This window comes from Roseibium sp. (assembly GCF_965216085.1).
Lineage (GTDB): Bacteria > Pseudomonadota > Alphaproteobacteria > Rhizobiales > Stappiaceae > Roseibium.
In genome coordinates this window covers 2,756,738-2,773,662 of sequence record NZ_OZ244138.1, presented here as the reverse complement: position 1 = coordinate 2,773,662, position 16,925 = coordinate 2,756,738, and the positions used below count along the sequence as shown (strand labels likewise).

15 protein-coding genes are annotated in these 16,925 nt (G+C 56.1%); 7 read left to right on the top strand and 8 right to left on the bottom strand.

Annotated features, from left to right (window positions below; genetic code table 11):
* Positions 1-47 precede the first annotated feature (47 nt).
* Positions 48-725 (top strand): hypothetical protein, encoded by a 678-nt coding sequence (locus ACOOFE_RS13160; protein ID WP_420415340.1) that lies wholly within the window; start codon positions 48-50, stop codon positions 723-725.
* Positions 722-2,413: a phosphoenolpyruvate hydrolase family protein gene (locus ACOOFE_RS13155; RefSeq protein WP_420415339.1), complete on the top strand. Its 1,692-nt coding sequence runs from the start codon at positions 722-724 to the stop codon at positions 2,411-2,413. Before ACOOFE_RS13160 ends, ACOOFE_RS13155 begins: the two co-directional genes overlap by 4 nt.
* 351 nt (positions 2,414-2,764) lie before the next feature.
* On the opposite strand, the gene ACOOFE_RS13150 is transcribed toward ACOOFE_RS13155, so the two are convergent.
* The 3 genes from ACOOFE_RS13150 to ACOOFE_RS13140 form a co-directional block, all read right to left on the bottom strand.
* Positions 2,765-3,523, bottom strand: coding sequence for an ATP-binding cassette domain-containing protein (locus tag ACOOFE_RS13150; RefSeq protein WP_371708995.1), 759 nt, complete (start codon positions 3,521-3,523; stop codon positions 2,765-2,767).
* Between the two features lie 31 nt (positions 3,524-3,554).
* On the bottom strand, positions 3,555-4,676 hold the full coding sequence (locus ACOOFE_RS13145; RefSeq protein ID WP_420415338.1) for an ABC transporter permease: 1,122 nt from the start codon (positions 4,674-4,676) through the stop codon (positions 3,555-3,557).
* A gap of 81 nt (positions 4,677-4,757) precedes the next feature.
* Positions 4,758-5,708 carry a sugar ABC transporter substrate-binding protein gene (locus ACOOFE_RS13140; protein ID WP_141186712.1) on the bottom strand — a complete coding sequence of 317 codons (951 nt, stop codon included), beginning with the start codon at positions 5,706-5,708 and terminating at the stop codon, positions 4,758-4,760.
* Positions 5,709-5,895: 187 nt separating this feature from the next.
* Here ACOOFE_RS13140 and ACOOFE_RS13135 point away from each other — a divergent pair, with 187 nt between their 5' ends.
* Positions 5,896-6,897 carry a LacI family DNA-binding transcriptional regulator gene (locus tag ACOOFE_RS13135; protein WP_420415337.1) on the top strand — a complete coding sequence of 334 codons (1,002 nt, stop codon included), beginning with the start codon at positions 5,896-5,898 and terminating at the stop codon, positions 6,895-6,897.
* 33 nt (positions 6,898-6,930) lie between these two features.
* On the opposite strand, the gene ACOOFE_RS13130 is transcribed toward ACOOFE_RS13135, so the two are convergent.
* The 3 genes from ACOOFE_RS13130 to ACOOFE_RS13120 are packed head-to-tail and all read right to left on the bottom strand — an operon-like array spanning position 6,931 to position 10,118.
* On the bottom strand, positions 6,931-8,088 hold the full coding sequence (locus ACOOFE_RS13130; RefSeq protein WP_420415336.1) for a Gfo/Idh/MocA family protein: 1,158 nt from the start codon (positions 8,086-8,088) through the stop codon (positions 6,931-6,933).
* An 11-nt stretch (positions 8,089-8,099) separates the two neighbouring features.
* Positions 8,100-8,993, bottom strand: a complete 894-nt coding sequence (locus ACOOFE_RS13125) for a TIM barrel protein (protein ID WP_420415335.1) — start codon at positions 8,991-8,993, stop codon at positions 8,100-8,102.
* A 21-nt stretch (positions 8,994-9,014) separates the two neighbouring features.
* Positions 9,015-10,118, bottom strand: a complete 1,104-nt coding sequence (locus ACOOFE_RS13120) for a Gfo/Idh/MocA family protein (RefSeq protein ID WP_420415334.1) — start codon at positions 10,116-10,118, stop codon at positions 9,015-9,017.
* 144 nt (positions 10,119-10,262) lie between these two features.
* Between ACOOFE_RS13120 and iolD the strand changes: the two genes are divergently transcribed.
* From iolD to ACOOFE_RS13100, 4 genes are read left to right on the top strand one after another with little or no spacing between them, the layout of a single operon-like run.
* Positions 10,263-12,128, top strand: coding sequence for a 3D-(3,5/4)-trihydroxycyclohexane-1,2-dione acylhydrolase (decyclizing) (gene iolD / locus ACOOFE_RS13115; RefSeq protein WP_420415333.1), 1,866 nt, complete (start codon positions 10,263-10,265; stop codon positions 12,126-12,128).
* Positions 12,128-13,102 carry a 5-dehydro-2-deoxygluconokinase gene (gene iolC, locus ACOOFE_RS13110; protein WP_420415332.1) on the top strand — a complete coding sequence of 325 codons (975 nt, stop codon included), beginning with the start codon at positions 12,128-12,130 and terminating at the stop codon, positions 13,100-13,102. Before iolD ends, iolC begins: the two co-directional genes overlap by 1 nt.
* A gap of 12 nt (positions 13,103-13,114) precedes the next feature.
* Positions 13,115-13,957, top strand: a complete 843-nt coding sequence (locus ACOOFE_RS13105; RefSeq protein ID WP_420415331.1) for a 5-deoxy-glucuronate isomerase — start codon at positions 13,115-13,117, stop codon at positions 13,955-13,957.
* Positions 13,954-14,790, top strand: coding sequence for a class II fructose-bisphosphate aldolase (locus tag ACOOFE_RS13100; protein WP_420415330.1), 837 nt, complete (start codon positions 13,954-13,956; stop codon positions 14,788-14,790). Before ACOOFE_RS13105 ends, ACOOFE_RS13100 begins: the two co-directional genes overlap by 4 nt.
* Before the next feature lie 68 nt (positions 14,791-14,858).
* Here ACOOFE_RS13100 and ACOOFE_RS13095 read toward each other — a convergent pair whose 3' ends face one another.
* Both ACOOFE_RS13095 and ACOOFE_RS13090 read right to left on the bottom strand, forming a co-directional pair.
* Complete coding sequence (locus ACOOFE_RS13095; protein WP_420415329.1) at positions 14,859-15,728, bottom strand: alpha/beta fold hydrolase; 870 nt, start codon at positions 15,726-15,728, stop codon at positions 14,859-14,861.
* A gap of 1 nt (position 15,729) precedes the next feature.
* The gene (locus ACOOFE_RS13090) at positions 15,730-16,899 is read right to left on the bottom strand and encodes an MFS transporter (RefSeq protein WP_420415328.1); all 1,170 of its coding nucleotides are present in this window, start codon (positions 16,897-16,899) and stop codon (positions 15,730-15,732) included.
* Positions 16,900-16,925 lie beyond the last annotated feature (26 nt).

The window sequence follows — 16,925 nt, the reverse complement described above, 5'->3', positions numbered from 1 at the left end:
TCATTGCAATTTGTCTTTACTCAGATAATGGGTAAATATGGGTAACAATGATCCATAATGAAAACTATCTTCGTTGGCATGTTGCCGTGAAAGAGCTGTCCAATCAGTTGCTGCCCCGCAGCATTCTGACCGCTGGAACACCGGAAGCCCCTGGCTCACTACCGGTTGAAGTTTCCCTACTCCTGCCAACCCGCAAACCTGAAACGCATTTGCCACCTGCGGGCGTTATGGAGGACGGCGATGCTGCAGGGGTCTTTTTGACAAATCCGTTTTTGAACAAAACTATACTGACACATCAATTGACGGCTCGCAGTGTTTCATGGCTGAGCAATCTGCCATCCATCATTCAGTATGACGATGCTTTTGTGCAGCAGCTAAGCGATGTAAATCTCGGGTTTGCCAATGAACTGAACACTTTAATCAGTCTTTGCGGTACACGAGCGAAATCAATTGTCAGCATTGGACGGCCCGAAGAAGCTGTGGTTGCAGCGGAGGCTGGTGTCAACGCCCTCTTCGTCCTGCCACCGGTGGATCATTTCGAAACGGGTTTTCCATCCGTCCGGATGCGTCAGGAACAAATCCTCAAAGTCAGGAAAGCCATACCTGACTATCAAGGTTACGTCCTTGGATTGGTTACCGACGCAGAGAGTGTTCGGCCCCGGACCTGGCCAGCGGGTATCGATGCCGGTGTCATCCGGCCGGTAGAGGTACAGTTGGTCAAATGACAAATCGCTTTAAGATCGGCGCAGCAGTGGGAAGCGGCATAGTTGCCAGAGCTGCAGAAGAAGGTGGCGCGGATTTCTTGCTCGCTCTCAATGCCGGCCGACTACGGAACATGGGAGCACCGTCAATCGCGTGCATGCTGCCTATCCATGACGCCAACGGCATCACATTGCAGTTTGCTGAAAGGGAAGTTCTCCCCAATGCACGCGTGCCGGTCTATGTTGGACTGAACAGCTGGTCACAGACACTCAATATTGAAGACATGGCCCGCAATATCCTCCGGCTCGGTTTTGTTGGTGCCGTCAATTTTCCAAGCGTCATGCACTACACCCCAGGCATGAAACGTCTGCTTGAGCGCAGCGGGATTGGGGTGCATTCGGAAATACAGCTGTTGAGAACCGTCCAGAAACTTGGCGGACGCGGGTTGTTTTATTGCGGTACGCGCGAGCACGCCAGAGATGCGGCTGCGGCAGGTCTCAATGCCATTGTTTTTAATTACGGCTGGAATGTCGGTGGCGGAAAAAGCCATGTCGCGGATATCAGTTTGGAGGAAGCCGCACAAAAAGCACGTGAAGTCACTCACACCATCCGAAAGATCAATCCCAACATGGAGGTCTATCTTGAAGGCGGTCCGATTTTGACGGCAGAAGATCTGCACTTCGTAATCCAGTTTGCCAAAATCGATGGATATGTTGGCGGTTCGACAATTGACCGCTTTCCCGTCCAAAACTCAGTGACCAATCAGATCGCTGAATATCAATCCGCCGCTGCTGCCTCTGGAACGAAAAGCAGGGTGGCCCAAGAAGCGCGCGCCAATGCTGCTAGGTATGGCTTGGTCGGCCAATCTCCAGCTTTCACCCAATTCGCCACCGAGTTATTGGGAGCGCGGGCAAGCTCTGTTCCTGTTGTCCTAAACGGCGCGCCCGGCTCCGATCTTCAATCCGCACTTAACATTATTCTCGATCCTCTTCGACGCAGCCGCCGGGTATCGCAATTCGATTTCTCACAAAGTGTTTCATCCCATCGCGCAAATGACGAAATATTCGGACGTCACGGCGACCTTACCAAGGTCACAGGGCTTCTGAATGAAGGGGCAGAGATTGTCGTTCTGCAAAACAGCCAGCTGATGCCAAGACTGGTCCAGGGCAAGTTTGCGTCTGCGTTGCGCTCCGGGCGGGTCCAACTGGTCGGTGGACATCAGACCAGGCCTCTGACCGCGCGTCTTATTTTTTTAACCGAAACGGACAGTGGAGATTTGCTCGATCGGCTCGGCAGCACTGTGCTGCGTTTGCGCATGCCGACATTGCGCGAGCGGCACCTGGACATGCGGCTGATCTTCAACGCTATGGTCAATACCCTTGGTCTTGAGGGGCGCATGCCAACAATCCGTCCGGCCGCTTTCCGGGTCTTGTCAGCCCACGACTGGGCGGAGAATGATGCGGAACTGCGGGCCCTTGTGATCGCCTTGTCTCAGCATTCAACGAAAACCATTTTTGAAGCCCACGACATGCGAGCAGTCCTTGGAAATCAAAGCGCGCCGCCTCTTATGCCGACTGCACAACAAGCCATGCGCCAGCAACTTCTCGAAGCGCTCACCCAAAACGGTTTTCGCAAGACAGAGACCGCCAGGGTTTTGAATATCAGCCGCAAAACACTCTACAACCGCATGAAAAAATACGGTTTTATTTAGTCTAGATTTAAGTCGAAGCGCAGATCCCTTGGAAAACAAGAGTTAAAGATGCGCACATGGTCGTGACAGAAGTTGCGTTAGAAATGCTGCCCACTGATCTAAACTTTAAAGGGTCGGTGGTTCTCAAGGGCAGCTCACGACGGCCGCAAGCCGGGCCAGTGGCGCGACCGGATACATGCTTTGCATGGGCCGGCCAATGCACACTCGCAGCGCCTTTGTTTTGAAAGCCCAACCAACGTATCCTGAAAGGATTGATTGGATAATTTGACCGGGCTTTCAGTTGATCATTTTAAGTCCGGCGTCGGTGAGGACTTTCCCACCATGTTTTCACCACGGAAGTATCTCTTGTCTTCAGACCGTCCCGCCAAGCGAACCTTCGAGCGCCACCAGTTCCTGGCCGCCTGCCATCAGGTCTTGCAGCTCTTCAGGTGTGATCTGGCCGCGCTGCGCCGTTCCTAGTGTCTGGCCGCGATTGAGCACCGTAAACCGGTCGCCGACCGCCATCGCATGGCGGACGTTATGCGTGATGAACACCACAGCAATATCCTGCTTGCGGACCTTGTCGATGGTCGCCAGCACATTTGCAGTTTGGCGGACCCCGAGCGCTGATGTCGGCTCGTCCAGGATCAGAACCTTGGCACCAAAATGAACCGCCCGGGCAATCGCCACTGTCTGACGTTCGCCACCGGACAAGGTGCCGACAGCTTGATCCGGGCCACGCAGATTGATGCCCATCTTGCGCATTTCGTCCATCGTTACCTGATTGGCGTAGTCATGGTCGAAGAGTTTTAGCGGTCCAATCTTGCGGATCGGTTCGTTGCCCATGAAGAAATTGCGGCTGACCGACATCAGTGGGATCATGGCAAGGTCTTGATATACCGTCGCTATTCCCGCTGATATGGCATCACGTGGATCGGCGAAACTCAAGGGTTTTCCTTCAAACAGGATTTCGCCTTTGGTGGGTTTGTGAACCCCGGACATGGTCTTGATGAAGGTCGATTTACCCGCACCATTATCGCCCAAAAGGCAGTGACACTCGCCCGGATATACATCGACAGACACGCCTGCGAGCGCGATCACTGAACCAAAGTGCTTTTCGATGTTGCGCATTTGAATGATGGGAGCGTGAATGGACGTCATCTTATCTCTCCCCAGTGATAATGCGGCGGATGTAGGTGTTGAGGATCACGGCAAAGAGCAGGATTACCCCGAGGAACACACGGAATAGAGAACTTTCCACCCCGGCGAAAAACAGCCCCTGCTGCACCACACCGAAGATTAATGCACCCAGAGCCGCCCCAACAACGGAGCCATAGCCGCCAGTGAGAAGCGCGCCTCCGATGACAACGGCGATGATCGCTTCAAACTCTTTCAAGAGGCCACGGTCGGCACCGGCAGAGCCGAACTCCATCACCTGACACGTAGCAAACACGGTGGCACAGAAGGCGGTGAACATGAACATCATGATTTTCACCCGGTTCACCGGAACACCGACATAGCGCGCGGCCTGAGCGTCGCCGCCTGCGGCAAAAATCCAGTTTCCAAATTGGGTCCGGGTCAAGAGTATGTGGCCGACAACCACCAGGCCAATCGCCCAGACAATCAGCATCGGCACCCCTTCCACGACCGGCTGACCGGCTCTGGATCCGCGTTCGAAGACAGCGATCAAACCCGCTTCTCCCATCCAGCTGAACAAGCCGGTCAGGACTTTTCCGCCGAACAAAAACGCAAGCCAATCGCCTTCTGCGGCTCTATCTACACCGCCAATAATTGTTTTACGTTCAATGAGTTGCGGCAGGAAGATCGTGAACCCGCGCAGGATGAACAGAAAGGCCAGCGTTACGATAAAACTCGGCAATCCGGTGCGTACAACGATGTAGCCGTTCAACGCACCAATCGCCAAGGCCAGGGCAAAAGTCACCAGGATCGCCTGCCAAACGGGCCAGCCGAGGGTGACGGTAAAGATGGCAATCATCATGCCGGAAAAGCCGATCATAGACCCGACGGACAGATCGAATTCACCGGCGATCATCAAAAGACAGGCGCCCACCGCGATGATCATGAATTGCGCGGAAACGGTCGACCAGTTCAAAATTCCTTGGGAATTGAACATGCCGCTGTCGCCAGCAAAGATCGCAAACAGGGTGAAAACGATCACAGTCCCGCAGATCCCACCCAGCTCTGGGCGGATCAACGCTTTTTGCATTTTGGATTGTTGTTTAACCCGTTCGTCGGCTATCGCTGCCGCACTGGCCTCAGACATTTGGCCCCTCCCCGGCTCTGTCTATGATGTAGGGAATGAAAAGGGCAGCATGGCCTGCCGCCCTTCCCGCTCACCGGCCGCTTAGCGGTATTCGCCGGCGAATTTTTCAACCAGCGTCAGGCCGTCTTTGGTGACAAACCCTGGACCTGAGTTGATGTTATTACCTGGCAGAACCCCAAAACGATGGTAATTCGTCATCACGACCACAGGCAGGTAGGCCTGCAGGAACGGTTGCTGGTCGATGCCCCAGTTGATCGTTCCAGCCTTGATGCCCTCGACGATATTTTCGCCAAGATCGAAAGTGCCGAAATAGATATCTCCGGCCATGCCGTTTTCATCCAACGCCAGCAGTGTCGGATCTGCACTGGTCGGACCGAGTGTCAAAATTGCATCTGTGTCCGGATTGGCATTGAGATAGGCCAGAACCCGGTTCTTGATTTCAGCCGGATCCTGACCACTGTCGATCATTTGGCTGCCGAGTTCCACGCCAAGACCGTCAGCAAATCCCTGGCAGCGCTCTGAAGAAGACGGAGAGCTGATGTAGTGATTCACACACAAGAAGCTCTTTACGCCATCGCCCTTTGCACGAAGACCAGCGGCATGCCCGGCGTCATATTCGGGCTGCCCGACATACATCAAAGCACCGACTTCGCGCGCCTGCTCCGGCGTGCCTGAGTTCATGATGATAACGTCGATACCGGACGCCACAGCATCCTTGATCGGTCCGGACAAAACGCTCGGATCTGACAAGGTGGTGATAATGCCATTTGGTCCGGACGCAGCAGCTTGTTCAATGATGCGGGCCATATCCGCCAAATCGCCCGTTGGCGGATTGCGGTATTCGACGTCGACATTCATTTGCTCACCCGCGAGGGCAATGCCGTTTTTGATTGTATTCCACCAGCTGTCGCTGTCCGGAGCGTGGCTGACAAGAATGTATTTTTCGCCTTCCGCCGAGGCGACGGACGCGCTGATCAGCGGTGCAGCCACAACAGCAGCGGCCAACATCAGCGACTTAAGAGTAGATCTCATTCCTTCCTCCCAAGGATTGCCATTTTCATGGTCACAGAGCGGCTGTTCGCCTCTCTCAGGGTTTAAGAAACCATGAAGAGATAGTTTTTGCAACCGGTTGCAATTTGAAAAATGAAATTTCATACTGTCCGCACGAGAAACTTGCGATAAGACCGACGTTTGAAAAGCACGAATTAGATCAGGACCCATGGCCGTCACATTAAAAGAAGTTGCAGAACTTGCTGGCGTTTCACGCTCAGCAGTCTCACGCACCTATACCGATGGCGCTTCCGTATCTGACAAAACCCGGCGAAAAGTTGAAAAGGCCGCCGCAAAACTCGGCTATACGCCAAACATTTTGGCGCGCGGCCTGACAACACGGCGGACCAAACTGATCGGCCTGATCTCCAACAACTTCCACAATCCCATTTTCTTGGAAGTGTTTGATCAATTTACCCGCCAACTCCAGGAATCCGGTTTGCGCCCACTTCTGGTAAATCTGTCCGATGAGACCGATGCGGACGCATCCGTGCAGATGATGCGCCAGTATTCCGTCGACGGGGTCATTGTTGCGTCTTCGACCCTGCCGCCCGGGTTTACAAAGGCATTCAAGGAGGCAGGCGTTCCTGTGGTCAACAGTTTTGGCCGGTATTCGACAGCACCAGAGTTTCATATCGTTGGGATCGACAACGTCGAGTGCGGACGTATGGCCGCCAAGGAATTGGTCAAGCGCGGCTATACGCGCGTTGCTTTTTTGGGCGGCCCTGAAACAGCAACGTCCACCCAGGACCGGTTCAAAGGGTTTCAGGAAGAGTTGACGCGCCATCCGTCCGTCGAAATGACCTACAGCTATGCAAAGGTTTATTCGTTCGAAGCCGGCCGCGAAGAAATGCAGCGGCTGATGGCCGGCGGAATGCCGGCAGATGCTTATTTCTGCGGGGATGATGTTTTGTCGATCGGCGCTTTAAGCGCGATTCAGGATGCCGGACAAAATGTTCCAGGTGATATCGGTATCATCGGCCTCAATGACATGGAAATGGCAGGTTGGCAGAACATCAATCTGACGACGATCCGCCAACCGGTACAACAGATCATCAACTCCTCGGTCGAGTTGATCGTCTCTATGCTGGAAGACCCAAGCCGCTATCCGGAAGCCCGCCTTTTTCCCTGCTCCGTCGTTGAACGGGGCACACTGCGGCCGGCGTCCTAAGGTTCCTGCCGGCCACAGTGCAATCCATACAAGTTAGCGGAACATCGGCGGGCGGGCGTCGGTCCAGCGTCCCTCCGTCTTGCCGCTTTCTGCGACCGCAAACACCGCTGCCATAGAGCGCAATCCGTCTTCTGCTCTTGGATAAAGATCCGCAGCCGGATCCATCGCGCGCCCCTCTTTGCGCGCCCGGATCGCCTCAGCAAGATCCTTATAGATGTTGGCAAAGGCGAGCGGCATGCCTTCGGCATGGCCAATGGTGACACGGGACGTTCTGTCGGCTTCCGGCGACAAGCTCCCCTCACCCCGTTCTATCGTTTCAAGGCGCCCGTTGAGCGGCATCCAAAAGAGCTGGTTCGGCTGCTCCTGCGACCAGCGAAGGCCGCCCTTTTCGCCAAATACCTGGAGCGTCAATCCATGCTGACGCCCGATCGCAACCGACGATGTCCAGAGCCGGCCGACAGTGCCGCCATCCATGCGGAAGTTGACCATCGCATCGTCTTCCAGCTCGCGGCTGGTAATGCAGGACACGGTGTCCGCTGACAACCGTTCAACTTCTTGCCCCGTCACAAAGGACGCCATGTGAAGCGCGTGAATGCCGCAGTCGGCAAATTGCGCGGAAACACCGGCCTGCGCCGGATCATAGCGCCAACGCACCCGCGGATTGTCGGCATCTTCTGCATCTGCATGATGCCCATGAGCAAACTCTGCTTTGACCAAACGGATCTTTCCAAGATCGCCCCGCGCGACCATCGCCTTCATATGCCGGACAAGGGAATAGCCCGTGTAGCCATAATTAACAGCGCAGATGTTGCCGGTGGCTTTCGCGATTCTGACGATTTCCTCGCCTTCTTCGACCGTCATCGTCATCGGTTTTTCGCACAGAACGTGAAATCCGGCTTCGAGAAACGCCTTGGTAATTTCAAAATGGGTCGCATTCGGCGTTGCTACGGTGACAAGATCTATCCGATCCTCCCGGCCCCGTTCCCCTGCAAGCATCTCCTGCCAATCGCCATAGGCACGGTCCGCGGCAAGGCCAAGACGTTGCCCGTAGTCTCGTCCAGCTTCCGGGCGGTGATCAAGCGCCCCTGCGGAAAAGGTAAAATCGCCGTCAAGTCCGGCACCTAGCCGGTGGGCTGGCCCGATCTGGCTGCCTTCGCCGCCGCCGATCATCCCCCAATTCAAACGTGTCATTGTTCTTGTCCTTATTTGAACCCAATGGATTCCAGATATTCTCGGTTCACCCGCGCATCGTCGATCGGAGAGACATCGAGTGTCGGATCACAGTCCTGTTCCACCGTGCACCAGCCTTCAAAACCATTATCCAGCAGGATCTGGCGGACTTTCGGAAAATCGACATCGCCTTCGCCGAGATTACAGAAGATCCCCTGTCCGCAAGCGTCATAAAATCCCGTCCGGTTGGCAACGACATCTGCCTTCACCTTGGGATCTATATCTTTGAAATGCATGTAGGAAATGCGGTTGACATGGCGCTCCATAAACGCAACAGGGTCAAATCCGGCATAGGAGTGATGCCCCGTATCAAAACAGATTTTCAGGTGTTTTTCGTCGATCTCTTCAAGCAGCCGCTCTAACTCCGGCTCAAAGTCCATAAAACCAGCTGCGTGGGCGTGGATGCCGACTGTCAGTCCATATTCTTCGGTGCCGATGCGGGCCGATTCTGCAATTCGGTCTCTATAGGCAGCCCATTCGGCCGCATCCATTTGCTCGGCCTCATCCGGACGGCCAGCCGTCGGCGCACGGCGCGGGGAAATGGAATCGATCAGCACCATATGCTTGGCCCCATGAGCTCTCAGTGCTTTGCCGGTCCGGTGGGTCCCATCCAACACGTTGTCCCAGGCCTCCGGATCATGGAACGGACGGAAAACCACTCCGCCAATGAGCTCCAAGTCCTGTTCTGCCAAGGCCTCAGTCAGCACCGCTGGATCTTCCGGCATGTAGCCGACAGGCCCCAGCTCTATCCCCTTGTAGCCGGCCTCGGCGCACTCTTTGAGCACCTGCATCCAAGGCGGGTTGCGCGGATCATCAGAAAACTCAACACCCCAGGAACAGGGTGCATTGCCGATACGGATGCTCATATCACTGAGCCTTTCAGTAGGTTATGCAGATTGAACTGATTGCCAGGACTTGGTGCGAGACGATGCCATGGCCGCTTCCACAACACGCTTGACGTCCAGGCCGTCGCGGAATGTCGGCCAGGACGGTTTGCCATTGGCAATTGCCTCGAGAAAATCTTTGGCTTCGATGATGATTTGATCCTGATATCCCGTGCCGTGGCCTGGTCCTTGGCAAAACGGTAAATAGTCAGGATGCGCCGGTCCCGTCAGGATTTTCCTGAAGCCGCGCTCGGCTTCTGCATCGTCCATCCTGTAAAGCCACAAAGCGTTTTGATCTTCCTGATCAAAGCGGATCGCGCCCTTGGTTCCTGAGATTTCATAGGCATACCCCATCTTCCGGCCGGTCGCGATCCGGCTGAAATACATATGCCCCATGGCCCCGGACTGGAACCGCACCATCATCTGCGCATGGTCGTCATTGGTGACCTTGCCGCCCGGGCGGTCTTCGTGAACCCGTTCCACCTCAGCCATCAGGGAAGATACGGGGCCGATCAGTGCCAGAGCGGCATTGATCATATGCGGCGCCAGATCCCCCATCGTACCGTTGGCATCGCCATCCGTCCGCCAGGTGGCAGGCGCTTGAGGATCGGCATAGAAATCTTCGGTATGTTCCCCGCGGAACCAGGTTACGTCGCCAATAACTCCATCTTGGATGAGTTTGCGCGCATATTGGCTCGCCGGTGTGCGGATGTAGTTATAGGCCACCATGTTAACGCAGCCGCTCTTTTCAGCGGCGGCAACCATGGCCTCAGAATCTTCCAGCGTTGCGCCCATAGGCTTTTCGCACAGAACAGGTTTGTCGAGGGCAAATGCGGCTTCCGCCACTTCGCGATGGGTGGATTGCGGCGATGCAATTACGATGGCCTCGACTTTGGGATCGGCGACCAGCTCCTGCCAATCGCGCGCTGCCCGCTGGAACCCATAGGCGGCCCGATAGTTTTCAGCTGATGCATGCGAACTGGCGCTGACCATCTCCAGGCGTGGTCGAAGCGTGGTGCCGAACACCGCGCCAACCGCGGACATGGCAACCGCATGGGCCTTGCCCATATAGCCGCCGCCCAGGATTCCGATCCCAATTTCAGGCATTTCTTTGTCCCATCTCCGGCTTTGCGATTTGCACTTTCGAAAATGATTTGCAACCGGTTGCAATTTTTGTATCTTGAGTTCCAACACGGCGCAAGCGGCAATCGGCTGCACTTGCACGAAAACAATTCATTGGGAGAGGCGAGCATGAGCACCCAAACGGTGAAACTCACGACCGCTCAAGCGATTATCCGCTACCTGGCAAATCAGTTCATCGAGATTGACGGCGAAGAGATCCGGGTCTGCGGCGGTGGGTTTGGCATTTTTGGCCACGGCAATGTCACGTGCCTGGGGGAAGCGCTCTACAATCACCGGGACGATCTGCCGCTCTATCGCGGCCAGAACGAGCAAAGCATGGGGTTTGCCGCTGCAGCCTATGCGAAACAATGGCTGCGTCAGCGTTTCATGTTTTGTACCGCCAGTGCCGGACCTGGGACCTCCAATCTCCTGACGTCAGCCGCTTTGGCGCATGCCAACCGGTTGCCATTGTTGATGTTGTGCGGAGATACCTTTCTCACCCGCCTGCCCGATCCGGTGCTGCAGCAATTGGAGCACTTCAACAATCCGACATTGGGCGTCAATGACGCTTTTAAGTCCGTTTGCCGGTATTGGGACCGGATCACACACCCGGCGCAGATCATTCAATCTCTGCCCGCCGCGCTTGCGACCATGCTGGATCCGGCCGACTGCGGCCCTGCTTTTTTGGCATTGCCCCAGGATGTTCAGGGCTGGACCTACGATTTTCCGGAAACCTTCTTTGACCGCCGCGTTCACAGGATCCGCCGGACGTCTCCGGACGCAAATGAAGTTGCTGACGCTGCAGCCCTGCTAAAATCCGCTGAGCGCCCGCTGATCATTGCAGGTGGCGGCGTTCAATACAGCCGGGCCGTTGCCGAACTGACGGCGTTTGCCGAAAAACATCAGATCCCCGTCGTTGAGACAATCGCCGGGCGGGCCAACCTCCTGGCCACCCATCCGCTTAATGCCGGACCGATTGGCGTCACAGGATCCAACAGCGCCAATTCTCTAGCAGAAGAGGCAGATGTCATTTTGGCGGTCGGCACGCGCCTTCAGGACTTCACCACAGGGTCCTGGACTGCCTTTTCTCAAGACGCCCGGTTCATATCGCTCAATGCTGGCCGCCACGATGCCAGCAAACACATGTCATTGCCCGTGATCGGCGATGCGAAACTGGGGATTCTGGCGCTGGAAGAAGCAGTATCGGGTTATCAATCCCCTGCAGCCTGGACGCAAAAGGCAGCCAATGAACGCAAGGCGTGGGATGAATATGTTGCGGAAAACGTGGCCTACGGAAACCGGCCAAACTCCTATGCGCAGGCCATCGGCGTGGTCAACGCGCTCTGCGATAAACGCGACCGCGTGGTCACGGCTGCCGGCGGTTTGCCAGCCGAAGTGACATCCAATTGGCGCACCCTTGATATCGGCACGGTCGATGTGGAATTCGGGTATTCCTGCATGGGCTATGAAATTGCGGGCGGCTGGGGCGCGCGCATTGCCCAGTCGGAACGCGAGCCGGACAAGGACACCATCGTTTTCCTCGGTGACGGTTCATATCTTTTGATGAACTCGGACATCTATTCATCGGTGCTGAGCCAGAAAAAGCTGATCATTCTGGTGCTCGACAACGGCGGCTTTGCCGTCATCAACAAGCTTCAGAACAACACCGGCAATGAGAGTTTCAACAACCTGATTGAAGATTGCCCGACGGTGCCCGAGGCTTTTGCGGTTGATTTTGAAGCCCATGCGGCCGCAATGGGGGCGCATGCGGAAACGGTCTCCAACCCGGCTGAACTCGGTGAAGCCTTCAAACGCGCCAAGGCAGCTGACAAAACCTATGTCATCTGCATGAAGGTCGATGCCTATGACGGATGGACCGCCGAAGGGCACACCTGGTGGGAAGTCGGCACACCGCACATCACCCAAAGCGACAGGGTTCGGGATGCCCACGTGGATTGGGAGTCCTCCCGTTCCAAACAGCGCCGGGGGATCTGATGCTTCTGGATGCAATTGCTCAAAACAACTTTGTCGTCGTCGGGCGCGCCGGGATCGATTTTTACACCGATGCCGGGGTTCGGGCTGAAGATGCGGAGCGGGTCAGTGTCGGACTTGGCGGGTCCGCAGCCAACATCGCTGCCGGGATTTGCAAACTTGGCGGCCAAGCCGCGCTGGTCACCCGGGTGTCTGACGACAGCGTCGGTAGCTACTGTACCGGTCAGTTAAAGCATTACGGTGTCAACACCGTTCATGTGACCCCGGTGGGCGGCGAATACCGCAACTCCCTCGCCTTTTATGAATCCGTTGTCGACGGCCACCGCAATGTGATTTACCGCAACGGTGCGGCAGACTTTCAAATGGATGCTGAGGACGTTTCCAAGGTCGATTACAGCGCGTTCGGTGCACTGATCACCGCAGGCACCGTCTTTGCCGCCGAACCGTCGCGCAGCGCCAGTTTCAAGGCATTTGACCTGGCCAAAGAGAGCAACCTTCCAATCATCTTCGATGTCGATTACCGGCCCTATTCCTGGCCGGCTGCAGAAGTTGCAGCTGACGTCCTCTCAAGGGCCGCCGCACAAAGCGACATGATCGTCGGCAATGACGAGGAATTCGGTTTCATGGCAGGTAGCTATGACAAGGGCCTCGACAAAGCCCGCGATCTTGCCCGGACAACCGCTTCTTTGGTCATCTATAAAATGGGCGAACACGGCGCGATCACCATTTCCCGGGATGAAGAATTCAGAACCGGCATCTATCCGGTTGACGCGCTCAAACCGAACGGTGCGGGCGACAGTTTCATGAGCGGCCTCATGACATCAATTGCCGACGGCCACAGCCTGAAGGACGCCGTGCTGCGCGGCTCTGCTTGTGCGTCGATTGTCGTTGCCAAACCCGGCTGCGCTCCGGCCATGCCCAATCCATCCGAGCTCGAAGCTTTTTTGTCTTCCCACCCCGGCCCGACATCCGTTTGAGAGGAAATCCCCATGCATATCGCTCCGCATGACAATCATAACAAGCCGATCGTCGACGCAGACAATTCAACCGTCCCGCTCAATTATTTCAACATCGTCAAACTGAAAAAGGGCGAAGCCTTTCAGTATCAGGTGCCCGGGTATGAGACCTGCATCGTTCCGGCAACCGGCACTGTTTCAGTCAACGTCGAAGGAGTCGTTTTTGAGAACCTCGGCAATCGCGGCATTGATGTTTGGGATGGTGAACCAGAAGGTGTTTATGTGCCGGCAGGGGCGAAAGTCACTATGGAGTGTGTGTCTGGGGACACCGAAACCTTCATTGCCGGGGCCAAATATGACAAGGTTCTGGATCCATTCGACGTCCGCACCAATGGTATCGATTTGGTGCAATACGGCTCTGACGACACCAAAACCCATCGCAAAATCAAGCACATACTTGGCCAAAAACAACATGGCAAGGTCGGCCGTCTTCTGGTGAGTGAGCTCTACACGGTTGGTCAAGGCGGCTGGTCCGGATTTCCGGCCCACAAACATGATACCGACCGGTTGCCGGACGAAACCCGTCACGACGAAACCTACAACTTCCGTTTCCGTCCGAACCACGGCTCCGGCGTGCAGATCCTGCAACGCGAAGACGGTGTTCCCGGCGAAGCCTTTCACGTGATGGATCGCTCGACCTTTGTCATCGACAAGGGCTATCACCCCTGCGCCGTCATGCCGGGATATGAAATGTACTATTTCACCATCCTGGGCGGTCTCAGCCAGCGCTCTCTTGTGCAGTATTTTCAGCCAACCCATGCCTATCAGGTTGAGACCATCCCAGGCATCAAGGACATGGTGGCCAAGTTCAAATGACCCTGGCAACGCTTGCCGATGTGCTGCAACCGGCGTTGAAAAACGGCTATGCGGTTGCCGGCCTTGTCACGCTTGGCTGGGAGGATATGCGCGCTTATGTGGCCGCAGCAGACGCGGAAGGAGTTCCGGTCATTTTGCAGGCCGGCCCCTCTTGCCGCGCGCATACGCCCCTGCCGATCCTGGGCAAAATGTTCCGCCACCTGGCGGACACCGCCAGCGTCCCTGTCGTTGCGCACCTCGATCACGGCTATACCTTTGAAGACTGCCAGGAGGCCCTCGACAGCGGCTTTACATCGCTGATGTATGACGGTTCCCAAAAACCGCTGTCACAAAACATTGACGAAACTGGACGTATCGCAGAACTGGCACACGCCGCGGGCATTTCCTGCGAAGGTGAAATCGGCTTTGTCGGCTACGCGGAAGGCGCAACCTCAAAAGGGACCGATCCGGAAGAAGCCCGGAAGTTTGCCGAAGCAACAGGGGTCGACGCCATGGCGATTTCAGTCGGCAATGTACATCTTCAAGAAAACAAGGAAGGCGGCCTGGATGAAGAGCGCATCCGGGCCATTGAAGCTGTCACGGATGTGCCGCTCGTCATTCATGGCGGCTCCGGAGTTCCCTCTGCTCAACGGCGCAAGCTCGCCACCGGATCCAAAATCTGCAAGTTCAACATCGGGACCGAACTGCGGAAAGTTTTTGGGACCGCGCTGAGAAATGCGGTCAATCGCGATCCAGACCGGTTTGATCGGGTAGCGATACTCTCTGACATCCACGATCCACTGGTGGCCGCAACGCGTGTGGTCTTGCGGGATTTTGGAGCGTCAAAAAGCTAGGTCTAGACCGCTTCAATCAGCGGGCCGGTTCGTCTTACGGTCCGCTGAACCAAGTTAATCGCGTCCGACTAGATCGTCTCGCCGAGCCAGCTGCTGAGGGCTGCGGTCAACCGATCCGGGGCGTCCTGCTGAACAAAGTGACCAACACCGGGCCAAGTGCGAATGGTAAGGTTGCCTGCCACCCATTCCCATACACCGTTATGACCAGCGGTGAGGACATAGGGGTCTTCCATGCCGTGGATTATGAGCACCGGAACAGTGATCTTAGGAGGTGTGTCCTTACGGTCCTGATACGGCTCAGCGGGAAAACACACCCTGTAATAATTCAACATGCCGGTCCGGTTGGACGCCTCCATGGCTGCCATATGGCGCGAGCGGAACGCCGGGTCACGAATCCAGGTTGATAGCCGGTCGAAATCCAGTTTGCTTTCAGAACCCGGCTGCTGAAACACACGGGCATAGCCGCTGGCCTTTTGCTGGTCCGGATTGTTGGCGAGTTCCCGGGAAATTGCCCAAGGATGCGGCAAGTTGACGATGCCCAGCCGGCTGACTTTTTCCGGCCGAAGCAAGGCCGTCTGCCAGGCTACAAACCCGCCCCAATCGTGCCCGATGACGATTGCATTTTCCTCGCCGCAGTCCTCAATCACCGCACAGACATCGGCGGCCAGGCGGTCAGGTGTATAGGAGGCTTCATCTTCCGGCTGATCGCTCATATTGTAGCCGCGTAAATCCATGGCCACTGTGCGGTAATTGGCGCTGAGTGCATTCATCTGTTCCCACCAGGTGAGCCAATGGTCTGGGAAGCCATGGATAAACACCACCAAGGGACCATCGCCAATACTGGCGTAATGGATCTTGGTGCCGTTGTTGTCGGCATGGTGATGACTAACTTTGGCTTCGAAGGCTGCCAAGTCGGCCTCTTTGTTGAGTGGAGACATCTTATCCTCTTACAGTTTGGAGATTTTGTTGTGCCGTGCTCCGACCGAGCCGCAGCGCAAAGAGACAGCCGATCAAGGCAATGACGGTTCCTATGGCCGGAGCACCTGCAATGCCGGCCAGATCCAGCGCCAGCGCACCAAACGCAATTCCAAGCCCCTGCCCCAAATAAACCATGGATGCATTCAGGGAGAAAACCAACGTCGCCGAAGGCCCCGCCAAACGTGCAAGGCGCGCTTGAACCGTGGCGCCAATGGCAAATTGCGCGATCGGCCCCAGAATAACACTCAGTGTTATCGCAATGAGCCCGGCTGTCCCTGCGTGTTGCAGTCCGAGCGAGGGCACGGTGACGGCAAGCGAGGCCGCCAAAACGGCAAACAGTCCACTCAGCAGATACCGCCCGCCACCGGCTTGCCGTGCACCCATCTTGATCCCGACGAGACTGCCAACACCTGCCAGAACTTGGAGCGCCGCGATGCCGGGACCGCCAAATCCAGTCAAAGCGCGAATGACAGGCCCGAGAAGACCGACAAGGGTAAAGAGCGCTGTCGACGCCAGAAGCATGATGCCGAGATGGGCCAGAACTCCTTTGTTTAAAGCACCGTTCGGTACGGCCGTTTTTTGCGGATCCAGCTGATTTGCCGGAACAAAGGCAAGCACCATGGCAAAGGCCAGCGCACAAAACAAAGCCGTGGCGGCAAAACAGGCCTGCCAGCCGAAAGCATTGCCCAAAACGGACCCAAGCGGAATGCCGGCGATCATTGCCAATGGGATACCGGCATAGACCTTGGCAATCGCTGCCGGACGCCCTTCCTCGCTCGTGTTGGTGGCGGCAATCGCCGTTGCCAAAGGGAACGCCAGAGCCCCCAGCCCGCCAACCAGAATGCGCAGGACCAAGAGGCTTGGATAATCAGCTGCAACCGCAGACCCTGCATTCAGGACCGTCAGGACAAAGAGAACTCCAAGCAGGAGGGATTTGCGTGGTAGGGCCGCCGTCAGCCGCGCAAGGACCGGTCCGCTCAACGCACAGGCGATCGCAAAGCCGGACTGGAGCGCGGCCGCCGCCCCGACGGATACTCCCAACGCCTCGGCCATTGGCGCAAGCACACCTGAAAACACGAAGGCGCCCATCGTAAAGGCGAAGGGGCATAGGAGAAGCGCAACACTCATCATTGGGTAATTTTTCCTATTCAGGGAAA